The organism is Bacillus sp. PAMC28571, from assembly GCF_014250435.1.
GTDB lineage: Bacteria > Bacillota > Bacilli > Bacillales > Bacillaceae > Bacillus > Bacillus safensis.
In genome coordinates, this window is the sequence record NZ_CP060191.1 from 837,779 (window position 1) to 860,427 (window position 22,649).

Sequence of the window (22,649 nt, forward strand, 5' to 3'; positions counted from 1 at the left end):
GTATCATTAATTATTCAATTTTGGGGTGACATAAGCATGAAAGGTTATTTAAATTTAGAAGATGGAGCCTCTTTTGAAGGAGATCTGACAGGAGAAGCTGGCATCACAGGTGAAGTGGTCTTTTTTACAGGTATGACAGGTTATCAAGAGGTGCTCACAGATCCTTCCTATAAAGGTCAGATCATTGTTTTCACATATCCGCTGATCGGAAATTACGGCATTAACCATGAAGACTTTGAGAGCAAAAAGCCTCAAGTAAAAGCGGTGGTTGTGTACGAGGCAGCAGAGCATTTTTCACATCATCTTGCAGCAGTCAGCTTAAAAGATTATTTACAAAAGTGGAATATCCCGCTTCTGACACATACAGATACGCGCGCAGTCGTGCAAAACATCCGGGCAAATGGAACGATGAACGCTGTGCTCAGTGTAGACGAAAACGAAACACCGCCTGCAATGAAACAAGACAATGTCGTCGCACAGGTGACAGATAGTGAGATTTACACACAAGGCAGCGGTGAGGAGCATGTGGCGCTCATTGATTTTGGCTTTAAAAAATCAATTGCAGATTCGCTTGCAGCACGCGGCTGTAAAGTAACCGTCATTCCATATAAACAAATGGAAAAGGTATTTGAGATTAAGCCGGATGCGATCCTGCTCTCAAACGGACCTGGAGACCCGAAAACCATGACACCGTATTTAAAAACAATTCATGACATTATGATGTCATTTCCGACACTTGGGATCTGCCTAGGTCACCAATTAATCGCTCTTGCACTTGGCGGAGATACGTATAAGCTACCATTTGGCCACAGGGGAGCGAATCATCCTGTCCAGGATACAGAATCCAAACGTGTCTTTATGACAAGTCAGAACCACAGCTATGTTGTGAATGAAAAAAGCATGAATGACAAAGAAGTGGATGTGAAATTCCTTCATGTCAATGATGGATCTGTAGAAGGATTCATTCATAAAGAAAAGCTGATTATGTCAGTTCAATTTCATCCAGAAGCACACCCAGGGCCTGCTGAAAGTGAATGGGTATTCGATGATTTTATTGAGAAAGTGAAACAAGCAAGGAGAGAAGTCGCACATGCCTAAAGATCAAAGCATACAAACCATTCTAGTCATCGGGTCTGGTCCAATCATCATTGGTCAGGCAGCAGAATTTGATTACTCAGGAACACAAGGATGTATGGCCTTAAAAGAAGAAGGCTACAAAGTCATCTTAGTGAATAATAACCCAGCAACCATTATGACAGACGAGTCATTTGCTGATGAAATCTATTTTGAACCGCTTTCAGTTGATTCAGTGACAAGAATCATTGAAAAGGAAAAACCAGATGGTCTTTTAGCCAACCTTGGCGGACAGACGGCTTTAAACCTTGCTGTCGAGCTGGAAAAAGCCGGTGTGCTGAAAAAGCATGGGGTGACCCTGCTCGGAACGTCAGTTGAAACCATTGAAAACGGTGAAGATCGAGAGAAATTCCGTGCTCTCATGAAGCATTTGAACGAACCTGTGCCAGATAGTGAAATTGTGGATAATGCGGAAGATGCTCTTCAATTTGCAAAAGAAGTCGGCTTCCCAGTTATCCTAAGACCAGCATACACACTTGGCGGTAAAGGCGGCGGAATCGCTCTAACAGAAGAGGCGTTTAAGCCGCTCATTGAAGGAGCTCTTTTAGCGAGTCCAATTCACCAGTGTTTAGTTGAAAAAAGCATAGCTGGCTTTAAAGAAGTCGAATATGAGGTCATGAGAGACCGTCAAAATACGTGTATCACGGTATGCAACATGGAAAATATCGATCCAGTTGGTGTGCATACAGGAGACTCGATTGTCGTTGCACCTTCCCAAACATTAACAGATCAGGATTACCAAATGCTCCGTTCTGCAAGCCTGAAAATCATTTCAGCGCTGGATGTAGTCGGCGGCTGCAACATCCAATTTGCCCTTGATCCACTCAGTAAAGAATACTTTGTCATTGAGGTGAATCCTCGGGTCAGCCGTTCTTCCGCTCTTGCATCAAAAGCAACAGGCTATCCGATTGCGAAAATGGCAGCTAAGCTTGCGGTGGGTTATACGCTAGACGAATTGAAAAACCCGCTCACAGGCACAACCTATGCTAGTTTTGAGCCGGCACTCGATTATGTTGTCGTGAAATTCCCGCGCTGGCCGTTTGATAAATTTAAACAGGCAGATCGTCAATTAGGCACAAAAATGAAGGCCACTGGCGAAGTCATGGCGATTGATCGGAATTTAGAGTCAGCCATTCAAAAAGCAGTTGCATCACTTGAAATTAAAACGAAGGGCTTCCACCTTCCAGAACTGAAAGAGCAATCGACAGAACAATTATTTGAACTCATCAAAACACCAGACGATCGCCGGTTTTTCGCTGTTATGGAGCTTCTTTCAAGACAAGAAACGGTTGAAACGATTCATCAAACGACGAAAATTGATCGATTCTTCTTACATGTGTTCCAGAATATGATTACGCTCGAACAAGAATTGAAAGATCATAAGGGGACGTTATCAAAAGATACCTTGAAAAAGGTAAAGGAAAAGGGTTTCCTTGATGAAACGATTGCTCTTCTTACGGGTTACACGGAAGAGTCAATCAGGCAGCTTCGTCAAGAATACGGCATTGCTGCTTCATTTAAAATTGTTGACACATGTGCGGCGGAATTTGATGCAAAAACGAATTACTTCTATTCCACCTACTTCGGCAAAAGCGATGGTGAACATCAAGAAAAAACAAAGCAGCGTGCACTCATCATTGGCTCTGGTCCGATCCGAATCGGGCAGGGGGTCGAGTTTGATTACAGTGCCGTTCATGGCGTTCTGACCTTGCAAAAGCTTGGATTTGAAACCATCATGATGAACAACAATCCAGAAACAGTCAGTACTGATTATGAGATTGCCGATCGTTTATATTTTGAGCCGATTACATTAGAGCACATCCTAAACGTTGTGGAAGCAGAACAGATTGATTTTGTCATTGTCCAATTTGGCGGACAGACTGCGATTAACGTCGCAGAAGGATTGGAAAAAGCCGGTGTCACGTTGTTAGGTACGTCCTTTGATACGCTGGATGCACTTGAAGACCGTGATTTATTCTATCAGCTTCTTGATGAACTGAATCTTCCTCACGCAAAAGGAGATACGGCTCATTCAAAAGAAGAAGCACTCGTACATGCGAAAAGCATCGGTTACCCTGTATTAATTCGCCCATCGTATGTCATTGGCGGAATGGGAATGATCGTTGTTCAGTCAGAAGCACATTTGGCGTCACTGCTTGATCAGCCAGATCATTTACCATACCCAATCTTAATTGATGAGTACGTCACAGGAAAAGAAATTGAAGTCGATCTTATTTCTGACGGGAAAAAGGCCTTCATTCCAACCATCGTAGAACATATTGAGAAAGCGGGCGTGCACTCAGGTGACAGCTTTGCCATTTTACCAAGTATCTCAATCAGTGAAGACATCAAACAGCAGGTGTATACCGCGTCTGAACAAATAGCGAAGAAATTAGCGTTCAAGGGCATTATGAATATCCAATTTGTCATCAAAGGGGATCAGGCGCTTGTATTAGAAGTGAATCCGAGGGCAAGCCGGACTGTACCAGTCGTCAGTAAGGTAATGGGCATTGATATGATCCCAATGGCCACTCAATTATTAGCTGGTGCATCGCTTGAAAAACTAAACCCTGCAACGAAAAACAAAGGGGGGACAGCGGTCAAATTCCCAGTGTTCTCATCACATGCCATTCAAGATATCGACCTCAAGCTGACACCTGAAATGAAAGCGACAGGAGAAGGAATGTGTGTAGGCAAGAACGCCGAAAGCGCCTTGAAAAAAGTGTTTGCGCCGATCTGGAAGAAAAAAGGAAGCCTTTTTATACAAGGCAGCGAGCAATTGATAGATGAAGCAAAGCATGCAGGCTTTGACGTCTGGACTGGCAGCTTTGAATCTTGGCTGCAGAATGAAGATAAATCCCTTCATATTCATTTAGGAGAAGATGAAGAGGCAAAAGAGCAGCGTGTAAAAGCACTCACACACGGCGTTCAAGTCCTAACCGAATATGAAACAGTTCAAGCATTCCTGCAAGGGAAAAATGGAGATGTATCACCAGTATCGCTCCATGAATTATATAAAAAGGAAGTGACGGCATGACTCAAGTCGACGTGCAACCGGCATTATACGGAAAAGACTTTTTATCATTAAAAGATTTCTCAATCCATGAGATTGCTTATTTAATTGAAAAAGCGGAAGAAATGAAACAAAACCCATATCAAGATTTATTCAAAGGAAAAACGTTAGCGATGATCTTTGAAAAATCTTCAACTAGAACCCGTGTCTCGTTTGAAGCGGGGATGACGCAGCTAGGAGGACATGCGCTCTTCCTCAGCTCAAATGATTTGCAAATTGGCAGAGGAGAAACCATCAGTGATACAGCGCAGGTGCTGTCTGGTTATGTCGACGGTATTATGATTCGAACCTTTGAACATGAGAAGGTTGAAGAGCTTGCACAATACGCGTCTATTCCAGTCATTAATGGATTAACCGACTACTCACATCCATGTCAGGCGCTTGCTGATTTATTAACCATTAAAGAAACAAAAGGTACTTTAAAAGGAATCAAAGTGGCCTATATCGGTGACGGAAATAACGTGGCGCACTCCTTAATGGTCGGCTGTGCGCAGCTAGGCTGTGACATTGCGGTTGCATCACCAAAAGGCTATGAACCGCTTCAAGAAGTAACAAACACTGCCCGTGAGTTTGCAAAACAATCAGGCGCAGAAGTGACCGTGACAACAGATCCTGTTGCAGCTGTAAAAGATGCAGATGTTATTTATTCAGATGTGTTTACAAGCATGGGGCAGGAAGCAGAAACAGAGAAACGTCTTGCTGAATTTAAAGAATATCAAGTCAATGACGAACTGATGAGTCATGCAGCAAAGGACTATATTTTCCTTCATTGTCTCCCGGCACATCGCGGGGAAGAAGTAACGGCAGATATTATTGACGGGCCGCAATCAAAAGTATTTCAACAGGCAGAAAACCGCCTGCATGTGCAAAAAGCGTTAATGAAAGAACTTATGTACCAACCATCCAAATAAATCCAAGTGTCCCTGACTCGTATGAGCAGGGACTTTTTGCATAAAGGATTGGAGAGGCAAGGGACGGGACATAATAACATCAATCGAGAAAGGAGGATGAAAATGGGTCAGCAGCATCAGTTTAAATCAGGGAATAAAGCACCGAATAATGGTGTGTATATCGAGATCGGCGAAACTGGAAGTATGGTGAAAGATCCTTTAAAGATTAAGCTTAAAGCAGGCGATGTCTTTCCTGATAACTCGAACCATAATCGCGTTTGGACCTACCAAAGAAAGCCGTAAGCAATTGACTAAGAGTCAGCAGGAATAAGACTTTAGAGGCATGTGTCATGCCTCTTTTTTCTTTATAATAAAAAACAATTAAGTTCAAATTTTCAAATAAATAGTATGAAAAAAAGAGAACTTAAGGTAAAATATGTAATATATTGTTGAAAGGATTTGTGTGATGGAAAAGATGAATCTCAGTGAAAGTGTTTGGAATAAACGCTTCACCTCATTATTCATATCAAGACTCATTAAAAACACAGGGGAAAGTTTTGCTTTTACATCCGTCCTTTGGCTATTGATTTTAAGAGGGGATGGAGCGCTCGGTACAGGACTTCTTCTAGCAGTAACTGTTCTCCCTTCATCTTTGTTAGCCCCAATATTAGGACCTCTTATGAAAAAGCACCATTTGTCTAAATGGATGTTCGCTTCAGATGTTGTTCGAGCAACAATTGTACTCATTATTCCACTTCTGCACTTTTCGCATCTATTGCCTCTATGGTTATTGATTTCATTAATGGTTATTCAATCGGCAACAGGTGCAGCTTATAATCCAGCTTCGGTGGCGATCTTACCGCAGATTGTTCCAAAGCATCTCATTCAAAAAGCAAATGCTATCCTGCAATCTTCTTTTGAGATTGTTGCACTTGCAGCAGTCATGGTGGCAGGTCTTTTGGTTAAATTAATTGGACCTGCAGATACTCTGCTGATTACCACTGCTTTATTTGTGATTTCTGGTCTGTTTATTATCGGGGTCAAACTAAAGAAAACCGATGAAGAAAAAGCAGCGGGCATTAAACAAGCGAAGAATACATATTTGTATAACTTAAAAAGAGGTTTTCTCGTTGTCAAAAACCATCACATTTTATTTGCGCTCACGCTGTATTGTATCTTAATGAATGTCGCAGCAGCTCCGTGGCAGGCACTGTCAGCGGTATACGTAGCAGAAGCGCTGCAAAGCGACTCCATGGTGTATTCCATTTTAAGAGGTGTTGCCGCAGTTGGCGCGTTTATGATGGGCTTTGCTCTGGCAAAGGTGAAAATTAAGAGATTTGGTTTGTTCTTTATTGTCGCTGGTATGATTGAAGGGGCTGCATTCTTTATGACAGGGATGAGTACATGGCTGCCGGTTGTTCTGCTTGCTTCCTTTATTTTCGGAGCTGCTGTCAGTGCGATCAATGTGCCGGAAATGGTCATTATTCAAACCTCTGTTGACCAAGAGGATCAGCCGCAAGTATATGCTGTGATCAATGCCTCATCAAATGTCTTCCTCCCGCTTGCAGCTGTCGTATCAGGCGTCCTGGCAGAAAGATTTGGAGCGGGACCTGTCATTGCTGGCGGAGGAATCCTTGAAATTTTATCAGGTATCGCGATCTTCCTGTTTACAGGGCTTGCGAAAAGCCATTTGACAGAGGACAAACAGAAGTCCGAAACCGTCGAGGTCTAAACAATAAACACCCCCTGTATGTTTAAGGCAGGGGGTTTTAGCGTGCCGCAATCACTCTGAAAAAAAGAAAAAAGAGCTAAACATCAATTTAGCTCTTTTTCACAAGTCATATTAAGAATGTTTTGTTGAACTTTCCGTTTCTTTCATTGGACTTACTTCAGCAAAGATGAATAAAATAACCGTAAACACAACTGCAAGAATGGAAGTGAGCGTAAAATCATAAGCAGCTCCATTCATAGAGGCAACGATGTAACCAGCCATATGTGTCAGCAGAAAAGTCCAAATGAGGGTGATAATATAATGCATAATCCCACCGTCCTTTATGTAACAATCTATTGATTATCATACCATAGATGCAAGTGAAGGGAAAAGACTGTTTTCCGCCTTTATGTGACCATTTTGAGACCTTCTGCTATAAAAATAAAAAGAATTCTTCTGTCTTTAGGGGATTTCCTTATTCCTACAAGAGTTGTTGTTCATATCATAGAAAGCAGAATCACTGAAAGGAGGCTGGCCATATGGGTGTAAGCGAACGTTTTTTCCAGCTTGGTTCCCAGTGGAACATCATTCACCTTCCTCAAAAACCAAATGGCTTTGGCATTCTAATCCTCGGTGACCGAAATCACTTTGTGCAGGAAAATACATCATTCTGGCTTCAGCATTATGGAAGAAACCAGCTTTTAACTGCCTTAAAGGATGAAGGATATACATTATTTAATAGTCATCTTCATGGGAATCACTGGGGATGCGAAGATGCTGTTTTTAGCGCCAAGCAGCTCGTGCATCACACACTAAAACAAGAAATATTAAACCGGGAAATTCATGTGCTCGCAGAGGGAATGGGTGCACTTGTTGCCATGAGCCTTGCTGAGGAGATGCCTGAAGTACTAAGGTCCATTGCGATGGTGAATCCATGTCTGAATCTGGATGCACAACGAGAAAGAGAAAAGGAACACAAATTCTTTTATAAGCAGCTGCTCAAAGAGTTAGCAGAGAGCTATGGCTGTTCTGAAAAGGAAGCTGAAACGTATCCACTGCCTTCTTGTCCTGTTCATTCTGCTCATGTGCCGATTCATATATGGCAAAGGCTAAACGGCGCACCTTATGCATATGAACTTCACGCAAAGCCTTTTATTGATCAGCATATGAAAAATCCAGAACATTGTCAGGTCGATCTCACGCTGCATATGTTTGATCATCCGAGAAGAATCTTTCAATCCATTCACAAGTTTTATAAATCGCATGAAAGAGAATTGTGATGAATAGGATGATAACAGCCCTTCATAGAAAGGGCTCTTCTTTTTATTCGATATTAAAAAAGGGGACATGAACATGGAAACAGGACTGATCATAGGGGCAGATGAGTTTTTTGGCCTGACACTTTGTGAATATATGATGAAAGAGGGCATTCAAGTGGATATCACGCGTCCTCATGATCTTAAAGAAGAACAAAAGGCACTGTTAGAAGAGCGGATGATGTGGCTGGGCAGAAATGATCTCGTTCGTGTCATTGACCTTCAGGATAGCAAAGACACGTATGATCTCATTTTTATTCAATCAGAGGAACCGCATAACAGGCAGAAAGACATCAAAGCAGAGCATGGCATGTACCAGATTCTTTATGAAAAGCCTGAAAACGAATCAGCGAAACAGAATGTGCCGGCAGTGATTCTTCCTCGCATGTTCGGACCATGGACACTCAATGAAGATCAAACAAAGCGTGCAGATTCACTTTTTGTAGAAGATGTGGCAAAGGAATTGTTACAATGGGCATCGGACACAGGTCAAAGACAGGACATGACGTATGAATTGAAGGTAGAGAGCCAAACAGATGACAAACAAGCAGAAGACATGATTGCAAAATGGAAAAGACAAAACTCAACATTTTTCGACAAAAAGCAAGAATGATCTTCCATCTTATCTTTTTTCAGTATAAAATAAACCTATATTTAACATACAGGTTCATCACTGCATGTTGTAAAAGGGAGTTGAACATGGCATGAAGTACCAGCGGCTTGTCATGATCTTTTCGTTCCTTCTTCTATTATCTGCCTGCTCGCAGGCGCCTTTAAAAGGAAAAATTGAGAAGGTGGGTTTACTCGTCCCCGATACGATCAATGATCAAGTTTGGGGAACGAAAGGTTATAAAGGCTTATTAAGTATCCAATCAACATTTGGTGTAGATGTTTATTATAAGGAAGGAATGGTCGACAAGGAGAAAATCGTTGATGCCATTGAAGAATTCCATAAAAAAGGAGTCAATTTGATTATTGGCCATGGCAATGAATACAGTGAAATTTTTAACTTGATCAGTGAAGATTATCCAAACATACAATTTATTACGGTCAATGGAAACAAGCCTCAGGCGGGCAATGTCACAAACGTGACGTTTAAAGGTGAAGCGATGGGCTTTTTCGGAGGCATGACAGCTGCACATATGTCAAAAACAAAAAAGATTGGTATTCTTGCTACATATGATTGGCAAAGTGAAGTAGACGGCTTTATCAAAGGAGCAAAATATCAAGATGAACATGTACAAGTATTAGCAGAGTTTGTCGAAAACTGGGATGATGCTGACAAAGCGGTGGAGCTCTATCAAAAATTAAAAAAGCAGGGCGTTGATGTTGTGTATCCAGCAGGTGATGGTTATAATATCCCTGTCATTGAACAAATCAAAGCCGATAATTTATCAGCGATCGGATATGTCACCGATCAATCCAACCTCGGCAGCCATACAGTTTTAACGAGCACTGTACAGCATGTTGATAAAGCGTACAGTATCATTGCAAAGAAGTTTAATGAAGGCAAGCTAAATGAACAAGATGAGTACTCCTTTGATTTTAAAGAAGGAGTGGTCGAGATGGGGAATTTTAGTTCCACCATTGACGACGCTTTTGTGAAAGACATTGAAAGTGATATTGCGTCATACAAAAAAACAGGTAAACTGCCAAATGAAAAGTGAGGAGACGACGACATGCAGCACGAAAAATCGATGGAATTTTTACAAATTGCCATGAAGTATTTTCCGCAGGCGAAGGAAGAGTTAGATAAAGCAGGGATTCAGCTTGAGCCTGAAGCACTTCAGCCGCTTCTAACATTATTTACATCTGTCATGCAAGAAGCATACGAGCTTGGAAAAGCAGATGCAGAATCAGAAAAAGCCACAGATTAGTGGCTTTTTTTTATGATAATTTTTTCTTGAAGGCACTAATCATAGGACCAACATCTTTAAACACAGGCTTCAGCTCATCGATGGAGTTCATAATGTTCCCAATTTGATTCATGACATGCATGTAGTCAATTGAGTCATCACTTGAAGATGTCTCCGCGCGTTCCTCCTTTGCCTCTGTCTTGCTTTTCTCCTTTTCAAGCGGCTGTCCAAACATCATTGCTGAGAAAATATCTTTTTGCGCCATATCACATGTTCCTTTCTACTATTGGTATATATCATTAATCTATGAAAAAAGTGAGAGGAAAGGTTAGACGTTTGTATTGCCAAGAAGAAAAAAATAAGGTAAAATTAGTACCAGATACTAATATAAGATCACAATATCACATGCTCGTATGAGTAAAAGGAGTCTTATTCAATGAATGCTGGAATTATTGGCCTTGGCCGCTATATACCTGAAAAAGTATTAACAAATCATGATTTAGAAAAAATGGTTGAAACTTCTGACGAGTGGATTCGTACTAGAACAGGTATAGAAGAAAGAAGAATTGCATCTGATGATGTCAATACATCTCATATGGCGCTTGCTGCTGCAAAAAAAGCATTAGCTGACGCAGATGTGGCTGCAGAAGATATCGATATGATTCTTGTGGCGACAGTCACGCCAGATCAAGCATTTCCGACAGTTGCTTGTATGATTCAAGAGCAGCTCGGTGCACATAAAGCATGTGCAATGGATATTAGCGCTGCGTGTGCTGGCTTTATGTATGGGCTTGTTACTGGAAAACAATTTATCGAATCAGGAACTTACAAACACGTGCTTGTCGTCGGTGTTGAAAAGCTTTCTCGTATTACCGACTGGGATGACCGCAATACAGCTGTTTTGTTTGGAGATGGAGCTGGAGCTGCTGTGCTGGGAGAAGTCAGCGAAGGTAAAGGAATTCTATCATTTGAACTTGGAGCAGATGGAAGCGGCGGGAAGCACTTGTACTTAGATGAAAAAGATCATACAATCATGAATGGACGAGAAGTATTTAAATTTGCTGTAAGACAAATGGGCGAGTCAAGTGTAAATGTCATTGAAAAAGCTGGACTATCAAAAGAAGACGTTGATTTCTTGATCCCGCATCAAGCAAATATTCGCATTATGGAAGCAGCACGCGAACGCTTAGAGCTTCCAGTTGAAAAAATGTCGAAGACTGTCCATAAATATGGAAACACATCAGCAGCATCCATTCCAATTTCACTATGTGAAGAAATCGAAGCCGGAAAAATTCATGACGGCGATGTGATTGTAATGGTTGGTTTTGGTGGCGGATTAACTTGGGGCGCAATCGCTATGCGATGGGGCCGATAAAAGAGTGGGGTGCACAAATTAATGGATAAAAAACGAGTAGTTGTTACAGGATTAGGTGCTTTGACACCACTTGGCAACGATGTAGAGTCAACATGGAAAAATGCTTTAGCGGGTGTATCAGGGGTTGGACCGATTACACGTGTCGATTCAAGTGAATATACCGCAAAAGTAGCGGCAGAACTAAAAGATTTTAACATTGAAGATTACATGGAGAAAAAAGAAGCGCGAAAAATGGCACGCTTCACGCAATATGCAGTCGTTGCTGCTCAAAAAGCGCTGGAAGATTCACGTCTTGAAATCACAGATGAAATCGCACCGCGTGTTGGTGTATGGGTTGGGTCTGGTATTGGCGGACTTGAAACATTTGAAGAGCAGTTCGAAGTGTATTCAAATAAAGGGGCAAGACGCGTCAGTCCATTCTTCGTCCCAATGATGATTCCTGATATGGCGACAGGCCAAATCTCTATTGCACTTGGCGCAAAAGGGGTTAACTCTTGTACAGTGACAGCATGTGCAACAGGAACAAACTCAATTGGTGATGCATTTAAAGTGATTCAGCGCGGCGATGCAGATGCGATGATCACAGGCGGAACAGAAGCGCCATTAACAAAAATGTCGTTTGCAGGTTTCTGTGCGAACAAAGCCCTTTCGACAAATCCTGATCCAAAGACAGCAAGCCGTCCATTCGACAAAAACCGTGACGGATTTGTCATGGGTGAGGGTGCAGGGATTATTGTTCTTGAAGAACTTGAGCATGCCTTAAAACGTGGTGCGACCATTTATGCAGAAATCGTTGGTTATGGTTCAACTGGAGATGCCTACCATATAACAGCACCAGCTCCAAATGGAGAAGGCGGCGTCCGTGCAATGAAAGAAGCGATTCGAGATGCAGGTTTGTCTGTGGAAGACATTGATTATATCAATGCCCACGGTACAAGCACACCTTACAATGATAAATTTGAAACAATGGCGATTAAAGAAGTGTTCGGAGAGCATGCGAACAAGCTTGCGATCAGTTCGACAAAATCAATGACAGGTCACTTACTTGGCGCAGCAGGCGGAGTAGAAGCCATTTTCTCTGTTCTTGCGATTAAAGACAGCGTCCTTCCTCCAACCATTAATCTTGAAACACCGGATGAAGAATGTGATCTTGATTATGTAGCAAATGAAGCACGTTCAAAAGAAGTACAAGTGGCTTTAAGTAACTCACTTGGTTTTGGCGGGCATAATGCGACAATTATTTTCAAAAAATACGAAGCATAATACTTGCTGAGAAAGCGGCGGTCGATAAACAGATCGCCGCTTTTTTGCATATGATGAAAATGGAGGTGTTCAGCGGTATGGGTCTGATCAATACACAATATCTCATTCATCAATCATCATCATTTCAGGAGCTTGCAGCGCGCTTTGTTCCTTATTTTAAAGGGGCCGAGGAAAAAGAATGGTCGTCTATCCTCGCTCACCTGCAGCATCACGGGATGGTTCGGTCTTGGAGCTCGTGCAAAAACATGATCGACAAGCTCAAGGAAAAAGGGTACTTCAAGCTTGTCATGAAAGAATATCAAACGCTTCAAAAGCAGTGGGAAGGTCCAGACATTCCTGTGTTTATTTTACCTGTCAATGAGAGCAGCAGAGAAATCAGAGAGCAATTTTATTATCAATCCGGCATGGCATTTGATGACAAGGTCTTTCTTTTTTTGTCTCCAAGTACCCCGAAGGAGCGAATCGGTACATTGCTGACTCATGAATATCACCATGTATGCAGGCTGCATTTTCTCTCAAAAGAAGAAAAAGACTTTACATTCCTCGATACAATCATGATGGAGGGGCTCGCTGAATATGCTGTGTATCATAGATATGGAGAAAACTATACAGCGAAATGGACCACCTTCTATAGCGAAGAACAGCTTCAGCGTATGTACAAGAAATGGGTATCCAGTCATCTTGATCAAAGAGTCCAGGACGACGAAAGGCTGATACAGAATCTTCTTTATGGAAAAGGGAACTACCCTAAAATGCTTGGTTACGCTACCGGGTTTTATATCGTGAAAAAATATTTCAATGAGCACCGAATCAGCGAGGAATCTATGATTGCAGAGCCAGCAGAAACCTTTTTAAAGGCAATAGAATCACAAAGTGAATAATTCACATAAAAAGAGACATATTACAAATTTACTAAATACTTCTTGATTTCGTCATAACGATGTAATAATATACAAATAATTCTTTTTATTTTTAAAATACAGAATATTCAGGTTCGATTCTATTGATCTAAGGAGAAAGGGGCGAATGAATGAGCACGCTGCTTGAAGTGCAAAACTTAAAAACCTATTTTTTTCGAAAAAAGGAACCGATACCTGCTGTGGATGGCGTTGATTTCAGCATCAACAGAGGAGAAACTGTCGCATTAGTCGGTGAGTCTGGGTCTGGCAAAAGCATTACGTCCTTATCCATTATGGGTCTGATTCATGGCACGGGCGGGAAAATTATGGACGGTTCCATCAAACTTGATGGAAAGGACCTTGTTACATATAGTGAAAAGGAATTATGCAGCATCCGTGGTAATGATGTATCTATGATCTTTCAGGAACCCATGACCTCACTTAATCCCGTCTTAACCATCGGAGAACAAATAACAGAAATCCTCATCTATCACAAAAAACTTTCAAAAAAAGAAGCGGTCAAAAAAGCGGTTGATCTGCTGAAGCTTGTTGGTTTTTCCCGCCCGGAGCAAATCATGAAAGATTATCCGCATCGTTTATCAGGCGGCATGCGGCAAAGAGTGATGATTGCCATAGCGCTAAGCTGTGATCCGAAGCTTCTCATTGCAGATGAACCGACAACTGCCCTGGATGTGACCATTCAAGCACAGGTACTCACTTTAATGAAAGATTTATGCTCTACCTTTGGTACATCTATTCTTCTTATCACACATGATTTAGGTGTCGTGTCTGAAGTGGCAGATCGAGTGATTGTCATGTACTGCGGACAGGTTGTTGAAAATGGGACTGTCGAAGAGTTGTTTGAACAGCCGCTTCATCCTTACACAGAAGGGCTGCTTGAATCGATTCCTGTCATTGACGGAGACATACAGCCGTTAACAGCCATCAAAGGAAATGTTCCTGCGCCAGATCAGCTTCCAGCCGGCTGCCGCTTTGCTCCTAGATGTCCGCAAGTGAAGGAACGCTGCCTTGGAGAACTGCCTAAGCTGAGAACATTTGAAGATGGCAGAAGCGTCAGATGTTTCTTATATGAGGAGGCAGACCACACATGACACTTGCTCAAAATCAAACACAAATAACAGACTTACCAGAGAAAGAAACGATCCTTGAACTGAAACAGATTCGAAAACATTTTCCGATTAAAGCGGGCGTCTTTCAGAAGAAAGTCGGTGCAGTGAAAGCTGTTGACGGCATAGACTTGAAGATTTATAAAGGTGAAACGTTAGGTATTGTCGGGGAGTCAGGATGCGGGAAATCCACCCTAGGCCGGACAATGATTCGCCTATACGAACCAACTGACGGTCAAATCTTTTTTAAAGGGCAAGACATCACGCGCGTGTCAGAATCAAAGCTAAGACAATCTACACGAAAAAACATCCAAATGGTTTTTCAAGATCCCTTTGCATCACTCAACCCTAGAAAAACACTTCGAAGCATCATCAAAGAACCCTACAAAACACATCACTTATATTCCTTAAAAGAAAGAAATGAAAAAGTAGAACAGCTTTTATCAAAGGTAGGTCTTCATCCAAGCTTTGCGAACCGCTATCCCCATGAATTTTCAGGCGGGCAGAGGCAGCGGATCGGCATCGCTCGTGCGCTTGCCATGAATCCCGACATGATCATCGCAGATGAGCCTGTATCAGCACTTGATGTATCTATTCAGGCGCAGGTTATTAATCTGATGGAGGAGCTTCAGGAGGAATTTGACCTTACCTATCTATTTATCTCTCACGATTTAAGTGTGGTCAGACATATTAGCGATAGAGTCGGCGTCATGTATCTCGGCAAAATGATGGAGCTTGCCGATAAGCACAGTCTGTACGATGAACCGCTCCATCCGTATACACAGGCTCTGCTTTCTTCCGTTCCTGTCACCCGTAAAAAAGGGCAGACGAAAAGAGAACGCATTATGCTGCAAGGCGATCTGCCGAGTCCTGCAAATCCGCCAAAAGGCTGCGTATTTCACACAAGATGCCCGCATGCGAAAGAAATCTGTAAAGAAAAAGTACCAGCATTTCAAGAATTAAAAACGAACCACTTTGTTGCCTGCCACCTCTACAACGCTTGATCAAGCTTGTATGATCTCATCTTTGAGAGGGGGGATGAAACAGGATTCGGTCATTATTTTAAAAAAAGAATAGGGGGAATTGTCTATGAAAGGTAGAAATAGAAAGTCCATTCTGGTCAGTTTACTGCTGATTTTTACATTAATCCTTGCTGCTTGTTCTGGTGGAAATAAAACGTCTGGAGACAGTGAAAAGAAATCTACAGGTAAACCGGTACAAGGCGGCGATCTTGTCATCGGTTCAATTGCAGAGCCAACATTATTTAACTCGCTGTATTCTACAGATGTGGCAAGCTCTGATATTGAGGAAAGAATCTACAGCTTCTTACTTCAAACAGACGGAAAGCTCAACCCTCAGCTATCGCTGGCAGAGGATATTAAAGAATCTGATGACGGCAAGCAGTTTGATGTCACCATTAAAAAAGGTGTGAAGTTTCATGATGGTGAAGAACTGACTGCTGATGATGTTGTGTTTACATACAGCATACCAATCAATAAGGACTACAACGGGGAGCGCGGATCAGGCTTTGAAGTTTTAGAGTCTGTTAAAAAGACAGGGGACTACTCGATCGAATTCAAGCTCAATAAAAAAGATCCTTATTTTTATAATGTCACACTAGGAAGCTACGGTATTTTACCTAAGCATATTTTAGGTGATGTGCCTATAAAAGATCTCGGTGAAAACGAATTTAACCGAAAAAAACCAATCGGTTCAGGTCCATTTAAATTCGCAGAATGGAAAGAAGGAGACTATGTCAAACTAGAAGCCTTTGACGATTATTGGGATGGACGTCCTTACCTTGATACTGTCACCATTAAAACCATTCCTGATCAGAATGCAGCGATTGCCCAGCTGTCAGCAGGAGATATTGATTTCTTTGCTGTACCAGGATCCGAGCTGCAAACAGCTGAAAAAGTGAGCAACATTAAAATCGAATCTGATCTAGGACTCAATTATTCATACATTGGCTGGAACCAGAAAAATGAACTCTTTAAAAGTAAAAAGGTCCGCCAAGCACTGACACATGCCATTGATCGTCAAACGATTGTTGACCAAGTGCTAGATGGAGACGGCAAAGTAGCCAATATTCCAGAAAGTCCGCTGTCCTGGAACTATCCAAAGGATGAAAATGTTCCAGTGTTTGAGTTTGATCAAGAAAAAGCGAAAAAGATGCTGAAAGAAGAGGGCTGGGAGGATACAGATGGAGACGGCTATCTTGATAAAGATGGCAAGAAATTCTCCTTTGTCATAAAGACCAACCAAGGAAATAAAGTTCGTGAAGATATCGCTGTCGTTGTCCAGCAGCAGCTCAAAGAAATCGGTGTGGAAGCGAAGCCGCAAATTGTGGAATTCAGTGCACTCATTGAGCAGACGACACCGCCTAAGTGGGATTATGATGCGCTGCTGCTCGGCTGGAGCCTTGCGACATTCCCTGATCAATTCAGCATATTCCACTCAAGCCAGTCAGAAAAAGGTTTAAATAACATCTGGTATAAAAATAAAGAGGTCGATAAGCTGTTAGTTGATGCTAAAAACTTAAGCGATCGAAAAGATTATTCAAAGGCATATGAAAAAATTTATAAACTGATCGCAGAGGATCAGCCGTACACGTTCCTTTACTATGCTAACTCACATCGTGCTATGCCATCTAATCTCCAAGGCTACTCTTACCACCCGAAAGATGAATATTACAAAATCGAAAAATGGTGGCTTGAACAGTAGGCTGATAGTGAAGAAGGGGGGGATTCTCCCCTTTCACCGTGAGAACAATCTCTTGCATTCGGTGTCAGTTCTCTGCGTGGGTGCTAAAAAGATCACTTCGTTCGCTCCGCATCAGCACGAGAATTCAAGGGTTTTCAGATCACGCTGAAAAGCAGACAAAGGGCTAAAATCCATCATTTTGGCCTTTTTTTACAGATTGGCGATCCGATGAAAAAGGAGTTGTGCATATGGTTACATATATCATTAGAAGGACATTACTCTCCATTCCCATTTTATTAGGGATTACCATCTTGTCCTTTGCCATTATGAAAGCAGCACCAGGCGATCCGATGTCACTCATGATGGACCCTACCATTAGTGCGGCAGACCGGGAAGCCTTTATTGATAAGTACGGCTTGAACGATCCTGAATATGTCCAATATATGAAATGGCTTGGCAATATGCTTCAAGGTGACTTTGGCACATCCATTGTCAAAAAGGGAACACCCGTGGCTGATTTGATTTTTGCCCGGCTGCCAAATACCCTCATCCTCATGATCTTTTCTACATTAGTTGCCCTGCTGATCGCCATTCCATTTGGTGTCCTTTCAGCAAAACGTCCATATACAAAGCTTGACTATGGCATTACGGTTACATCTTTTATCGGACTGGCTATTCCAAACTTTTGGTTTGGTCTCATCCTCATTATGGTTTTATCCGTGAATCTGGGTTGGTTTCCAACTGGCGGAGTTTCTACCTTGAATGCTGATTTTAATGTGTTAGACCGGCTCCATCATATCATTTTACCTGCCTTTGTTTTAGCAACTGCTGATATGGCAGGGCTGACCCGGTACACAAGGTCGAGTATGCTTGATGTGATGAGGCAGGATTACATTCGCACAGCAAGAGCGAAAGGCTTTAGAGAAAACAAAGTCATTTTTAAGCATGGTTTAAGAAACGGTCTTATGCCTGTCATAACGATTTTCGGATTAATGATACCATCTTTTATTGGCGGCGCAGTCGTGGTGGAACAAATCTTCACCTGGCCTGGACTTGGAAAGCTGTTCATTGATTCTGCCTTTTCGAGAGATTATCCGGTCATTATGGCGATGACCGTTATTTCCGCAGTGCTTGTGGTGGTTGGAAATTTAATAGCGGATATTTTATATGCGATCGTTGATCCGCGTATTGAATATTAGAAGGGAGCTGAAGTACTATTGGCACAGCCTAATATGGGGACACCTCCTGTTGATATCAAATTAAAGGAGGGCCTTCCGCCAAAGCCTGAGACGATGCTGCGTTTATTTTGCGAGAAATTTTTCAAAAATAAATTGGCGGTTGCCGGCTCCGTGATCTTATTGGTCATTATCTTTTCAGCCATTTTCGCTCCAGTGATCGCTCCATATACACCAGAACAGCAAGATTTATTAAAGCGGCTCCAGCCGCCAAGTGCTGAGCATTTTATGGGCACTGACAAGTTTGGCCGCGATATTTTCTCAAGGGTGCTTTATGGCGCGCGAGTCTCTTTATTGGTCGGTTTCGTCTCAGTGGTCGGTGCAATCACCATTGGCACTGTCGTTGGCGCGGTCGCGGGGTATTTCAAAGGGTTTATTGACTCCTTGTTAATGAGATTTGTGGATGTCGTGTTGTCGATTCCAGACATTTTTCTATTGATCACGCTCGTCACCATTTTCAAACCGGGAATTGATAAATTGATCCTAATCTTTGCTTTGACAGGCTGGACAACAACCGCAAGGCTCATACGCAGTGAATTCTTATCACTTCGAACAAGAGAATTCGTCCTCGCGGCGAGAACCATTGGAACGAAAAATCAGGTCATCATCTTTTCGCATATTTTACCGAACTGTATCGGTCCTATTATTGTATCAGCTACATTAAAAGTAGGGTCCGTCATTTTAGCTGAATCAACACTCAGCTACCTTGGCTTTGGTATTCAGCCGCCCACGGCAAGCTGGGGCAACATGCTGCAAGATGCACAAAATTTCTCGATTATGGTGCAAGCGTGGTGGTACCCGCTTTTCCCAGGTTTACTCATTTTGCTGACTGTTTTATGCTTTAATTTTTTAGGAGATGGGCTGAGAGATGCGCTTGATCCTAAAAAGCTGAAGTGAATATCAATACTTAAGTATTGAAAATATGTATTTTTATAACAAAAAAGGTTGATAAAGGTATTTTAATATGATACCATAGATTTACAATAAATAAAGAGATTGAGAGGAGAGCTCCTAATTGTCTGCTAAAGTGGAAACACCAATTTCAGATGAAGGCACTGATTTCTTTGGTGCTCAGTATAAAGAGATTTACTCACATCTTTTATCTCGTAATGTCGATGTAGAAATTGATTTCATCCGAAGAAAAATCCTTCAAACTTATGATCATCCGCACATATTAGATTTTTGTTGCGGGCATGGAAGACATCTCCTTAAACTTTGGCAAGAAGGATATCAGGTAGATGGACTAGATCTCAATCAGGATTTTTTGGGGCATATTGAAGAAGTTTCAAATCACAGAGTGACAACTTTTTTAGCAGATGGAAGAGACTTTCAACCTCCTAGAACGTATGATGTTGTGCTTAATATGGAAACGTCCATTGTCTATATGTCAGATGAGGAAAACATGAAAATGCTTAAAACCATGTATGCATGTTTAAAAGAAGGAGGAACTTTTCTTCTCCATCTTGCAAACAGAGAATTTATAGTAAAATATTTCCATCCACTTATTTGGTTTGGTGACGAAGAGACAGGCTATGCTTTAGAAAGAAGACAGTTAGACATTGTAAACAGCACCATTAAGATAGACCAAACAAGAATAGTGAATGACAAAACAACTAAACATGTTATTAAGATGAGGTTATACAGTGTCTCAGAAATCACAAATATGTTAAAAGATATTGGTTTTATCGTCCAACAAATTTATGGAGATTTTGAAGGAAATCCTTATACCGTAGAAGCTCACAACACGATACTTTTATGCACTAAATAAAGCATTAAAGGGGGTGAGTCATATGAAAACAAACGTCATCATCATCGTACCAAGATAACTGTCTATAGAAAACAAATCATTTATATTTATTTTGTAAAGTGCGTGTGAAAGAACACGCACTTTCTTACGTAAATAATTCAATAGAAGAGAATATAGAGAGGTTGATTTTATTGATCGCTATCCTGAAACAGCCGCGATTTTTAACCTTTTGTTTAGCGCAACTGATTTCCCGTTTTGGGGACGGTCTGACCACTATTGTCATCCTTTACATTGTTGGAACCACTTCTGATGACCCTTTATTAATTGGATTCGTCTTGTTTTGTCAATATTCACCTATGTTTTTTTTCGGATTAATAGGTGGTGTTGCGGCAGACCATTTTAAAAAACATCATATCATGATAGCTGCCGATTTATTTCGAGCTCTCATATTAATAGGAATGATCTTTAGTATAAACCAACCAGTTTATGTCATTATGCTTGTTTTTTTATCAGGTATAGGAAGTGCTTTCTTTTATCCAGCGCGTTCCTCTTATATCCCGGTTGTAGTAGGGGAGAAAAATATTACAGAGGCAATGGGCGTTTCACAAAGTATTTATTCTGTTATGCAAATTGCCGGACCTGGTATAGCAGGGCTGTTGCTTCTTTTTTTCTCTCCAACTATACTGCTTATGATCGATATTCTTTCTTATAGTCTATCCGCATGTTTGATTTTGTTAACGGCTGTACTTGTGAAAAAGAAAAATAAAAAAGAAGAAGAGATTTCCTCATCATCTTCTAAAGAAAAACAATGGACGGCGATCAAACTAGGATTAAAGGTTGTATTTCAATCAGCTCCGCTTGCCTTTTTAATCATTTTATTAACACAAGTCATGTTTATCGCTGGTATTTTTAACACAACATCAAACTCCATTTTGCTGCACGAATTTCAAGTCACAGGATTTCATTTCGGAATGATTGAAGCATTTTCAGGGATCGGTGCTGTTATTGGTTCCATTTTAGGTCCATATTTGTTAGGTAAATTAAAACCAGGCTATATCTTAATCACCACGACGATCTTTATGGGGCTTTGGATGACGGCCATCATCCCAATCGAGTTTTTTGAAACATTATTTGGATTATTCCCAGTCTATCTTTGGATGTTCGGTATAGGATTAATGAACGCTTTTTTGAATGTACCGATTAGCAGTTTATTTCTTGGGCTGACCCCAAATGCCTATAGAGGACGTGCGATGTCCATTTTACAAATGTTCTCCAATTTTGGTGTCATTCTCGGGTTAATCATCGCCGGTATTTTTTCTAAATATATTGGTGTTATATGGATTACTGCCATTTCCGGCGGAGTATTGCTTGCTATCAGTTTATTGTCAATGAGGATGAAAGGTTTTGCGGCCTTATTAAATGTAACGAAAAAAAATAAAGACACTTCAACTGCAACACAGCTTGAAGTTTAATAAAGTTGGAATAATTTCTCTATCCCTTGCCCATACTGTGGACAACAGTTTTTATAAAGTGAGGGATTGGTTATGTTATTTCTTCATGACGTATGGGTGAATTGGTTTGAAGGGGAAGAAAATGGCTACAATGTGTGTCATTTTCATGAGTGGCGTAAGGAGGACAGCGTTGAACTGTTAGATCAAGTGCCTTTACTTAAGGTGCAGAGCCCTTTGTTTGATTACATAGAGAATGATCTTTCAGAGCTGCCGAAGACACTGCTAGAGTCTGTATTTGAGAAATCCTATATTCGAAAAAATCATGAACGCCGTAAATTAGAGTATTGCTTTGTGGTCACAGACGGCATTCGAATTATTGCTGTAGATACGATTGGGTATTCCATACCTGTGAGAAAAAGCCGCTTGATCCCAAGGCAGGAGCAATTGGTGTATGAAATGGTGAAAGATGTGAAGGCAGAGGAATATGAATTTTCTAAGGACAGCCTTGAATCGACGAAAGAGTATCATATTCTATCACTGCCGCCGCAGCATATCAGCGGATTAACGAGAAAAGAAAGACAGCTGAAACAGCTGATGTTTATGGCGCTCGATCAATTAAAAGGGCTCAAAAACAGGGCGGAGATTGCGTATTGGTATACGGAATGGAACCCGCGCATGTACAACCAAATCAAACGAATGTCTTTCGAAGAGATTTGGAACATGCTTTACAATGAAACGATTGATGGGTGGTCAGAGAATCATTTAGCCTTCTGTGAAAAAATGATTAAAGGACAGCCTTTTTTCGAAAAGCTTTGGGAAATGGAAAACGAATCAAAAGTAAATTAGAAAAAGCTTGCAGCGAGTCGTGC

Annotated in this window: 22 protein-coding genes; 20 read left to right on the forward strand and 2 right to left on the reverse strand. The window is 41.4% G+C overall.

What is annotated here, in order from left to right; all coding sequences use genetic code 11:
• The first annotated feature begins 36 nt into the window (after nucleotides 1-36).
• The 5 genes from H7F25_RS03850 to H7F25_RS03870 all read left to right on the forward strand — a co-directional run bounded on the left by H7F25_RS03850 (nucleotide 37) and on the right by H7F25_RS03870 (nucleotide 6,829).
• Nucleotides 37-1,098: a carbamoyl phosphate synthase small subunit gene (locus H7F25_RS03850; RefSeq protein WP_024425061.1), complete on the forward strand. Its 1,062-nt coding sequence runs from the start codon at nucleotides 37-39 to the stop codon at nucleotides 1,096-1,098.
• Nucleotides 1,091-4,171: a carbamoyl-phosphate synthase (glutamine-hydrolyzing) large subunit gene (locus H7F25_RS03855; protein ID WP_149125767.1), complete on the forward strand. Its 3,081-nt coding sequence runs from the start codon at nucleotides 1,091-1,093 to the stop codon at nucleotides 4,169-4,171. The genes H7F25_RS03850 and H7F25_RS03855 overlap by 8 nt, the downstream gene beginning before the upstream one ends.
• The gene (argF, locus tag H7F25_RS03860) at nucleotides 4,168-5,118 is read left to right on the forward strand and encodes an ornithine carbamoyltransferase (RefSeq protein WP_149125766.1); all 951 of its coding nucleotides are present in this window, start codon (nucleotides 4,168-4,170) and stop codon (nucleotides 5,116-5,118) included. The genes H7F25_RS03855 and argF overlap by 4 nt, the downstream gene beginning before the upstream one ends.
• Nucleotides 5,119-5,220: 102 nt before the next feature.
• Entirely contained in the window at nucleotides 5,221-5,400 is a 180-nt protein-coding gene (locus H7F25_RS03865) for a YjzC family protein (RefSeq protein WP_008348517.1), read from the forward strand.
• A gap of 163 nt (nucleotides 5,401-5,563) precedes the next feature.
• Nucleotides 5,564-6,829, forward strand: coding sequence for an MFS transporter (locus H7F25_RS03870; protein ID WP_034282089.1), 1,266 nt, complete (start codon nucleotides 5,564-5,566; stop codon nucleotides 6,827-6,829).
• 111 nt (nucleotides 6,830-6,940) lie between these two features.
• On the opposite strand, the gene H7F25_RS03875 is transcribed toward H7F25_RS03870, so the two are convergent.
• Nucleotides 6,941-7,135, reverse strand: coding sequence for a YjzD family protein (locus tag H7F25_RS03875; RefSeq protein ID WP_003211779.1), 195 nt, complete (start codon nucleotides 7,133-7,135; stop codon nucleotides 6,941-6,943).
• A gap of 212 nt (nucleotides 7,136-7,347) precedes the next feature.
• Between H7F25_RS03875 and H7F25_RS03880 the strand changes: the two genes are divergently transcribed.
• The 4 genes from H7F25_RS03880 (at nucleotide 7,348) to H7F25_RS03895 (ending at nucleotide 10,001) form a co-directional block, all read left to right on the forward strand.
• Nucleotides 7,348-8,088, forward strand: coding sequence for a hypothetical protein (locus H7F25_RS03880; RefSeq protein ID WP_024425057.1), 741 nt, complete (start codon nucleotides 7,348-7,350; stop codon nucleotides 8,086-8,088).
• Between the two features lie 73 nt (nucleotides 8,089-8,161).
• A complete protein-coding gene (locus H7F25_RS03885; RefSeq protein ID WP_024425056.1) occupies nucleotides 8,162-8,737 on the forward strand; it encodes a hypothetical protein in 576 nt (191 codons plus the stop codon).
• Between the two features lie 91 nt (nucleotides 8,738-8,828).
• A complete protein-coding gene (locus H7F25_RS03890) occupies nucleotides 8,829-9,791 on the forward strand; it encodes a BMP family ABC transporter substrate-binding protein (RefSeq protein ID WP_122631175.1) in 963 nt (320 codons plus the stop codon).
• 12 nt (nucleotides 9,792-9,803) lie between these two features.
• Nucleotides 9,804-10,001: a ComZ family protein gene (locus H7F25_RS03895; protein ID WP_133743989.1), complete on the forward strand. Its 198-nt coding sequence runs from the start codon at nucleotides 9,804-9,806 to the stop codon at nucleotides 9,999-10,001.
• A 10-nt stretch (nucleotides 10,002-10,011) separates the two neighbouring features.
• On the opposite strand, the gene H7F25_RS03900 is transcribed toward H7F25_RS03895, so the two are convergent.
• Nucleotides 10,012-10,245 (reverse strand): hypothetical protein, encoded by a 234-nt coding sequence (locus H7F25_RS03900; protein ID WP_024425053.1) that lies wholly within the window; start codon nucleotides 10,243-10,245, stop codon nucleotides 10,012-10,014.
• 171 nt (nucleotides 10,246-10,416) lie between these two features.
• On the opposite strand from H7F25_RS03900, the gene H7F25_RS03905 reads away from it, so the two are divergent.
• The 11 genes from H7F25_RS03905 to H7F25_RS03955 all read left to right on the forward strand — a co-directional run bounded on the left by H7F25_RS03905 (nucleotide 10,417) and on the right by H7F25_RS03955 (nucleotide 22,626).
• The gene (locus H7F25_RS03905) at nucleotides 10,417-11,355 is read left to right on the forward strand and encodes a beta-ketoacyl-ACP synthase III (RefSeq protein ID WP_024425052.1); all 939 of its coding nucleotides are present in this window, start codon (nucleotides 10,417-10,419) and stop codon (nucleotides 11,353-11,355) included.
• Between the two features lie 21 nt (nucleotides 11,356-11,376).
• Nucleotides 11,377-12,618 (forward strand): beta-ketoacyl-ACP synthase II, encoded by a 1,242-nt coding sequence (gene fabF / locus H7F25_RS03910; protein ID WP_024425051.1) that lies wholly within the window; start codon nucleotides 11,377-11,379, stop codon nucleotides 12,616-12,618.
• 77 nt (nucleotides 12,619-12,695) lie between these two features.
• Entirely contained in the window at nucleotides 12,696-13,499 is an 804-nt protein-coding gene (locus tag H7F25_RS03915; protein WP_185854240.1) for a DUF2268 domain-containing putative Zn-dependent protease, read from the forward strand.
• A gap of 149 nt (nucleotides 13,500-13,648) precedes the next feature.
• On the forward strand, nucleotides 13,649-14,629 hold the full coding sequence (locus H7F25_RS03920; protein WP_025093401.1) for an ABC transporter ATP-binding protein: 981 nt from the start codon (nucleotides 13,649-13,651) through the stop codon (nucleotides 14,627-14,629).
• Nucleotides 14,626-15,648, forward strand: coding sequence for an ABC transporter ATP-binding protein (locus H7F25_RS03925; RefSeq protein WP_041110125.1), 1,023 nt, complete (start codon nucleotides 14,626-14,628; stop codon nucleotides 15,646-15,648). The genes H7F25_RS03920 and H7F25_RS03925 overlap by 4 nt, the downstream gene beginning before the upstream one ends.
• A gap of 85 nt (nucleotides 15,649-15,733) precedes the next feature.
• Nucleotides 15,734-17,368, forward strand: a complete 1,635-nt coding sequence (locus tag H7F25_RS03930) for a peptide-binding protein (RefSeq protein WP_024425049.1) — start codon at nucleotides 15,734-15,736, stop codon at nucleotides 17,366-17,368.
• Nucleotides 17,369-17,595: 227 nt separating this feature from the next.
• Complete coding sequence (locus H7F25_RS03935; RefSeq protein ID WP_024426486.1) at nucleotides 17,596-18,546, forward strand: ABC transporter permease; 951 nt, start codon at nucleotides 17,596-17,598, stop codon at nucleotides 18,544-18,546.
• Nucleotides 18,547-18,579: 33 nt separating this feature from the next.
• Nucleotides 18,580-19,479: an oligopeptide ABC transporter permease gene (opp4C, locus tag H7F25_RS03940; protein WP_185854524.1), complete on the forward strand. Its 900-nt coding sequence runs from the start codon at nucleotides 18,580-18,582 to the stop codon at nucleotides 19,477-19,479.
• 118 nt (nucleotides 19,480-19,597) lie between these two features.
• Entirely contained in the window at nucleotides 19,598-20,350 is a 753-nt protein-coding gene (locus H7F25_RS03945) for an SAM-dependent methyltransferase (protein ID WP_075622805.1), read from the forward strand.
• A gap of 161 nt (nucleotides 20,351-20,511) precedes the next feature.
• The gene (locus H7F25_RS03950) at nucleotides 20,512-21,801 is read left to right on the forward strand and encodes an MFS transporter (protein ID WP_253207507.1); all 1,290 of its coding nucleotides are present in this window, start codon (nucleotides 20,512-20,514) and stop codon (nucleotides 21,799-21,801) included.
• Nucleotides 21,802-21,873: 72 nt separating this feature from the next.
• Entirely contained in the window at nucleotides 21,874-22,626 is a 753-nt protein-coding gene (locus H7F25_RS03955; protein ID WP_024426484.1) for a YjbA family protein, read from the forward strand.
• Nucleotides 22,627-22,649 lie beyond the last annotated feature (23 nt).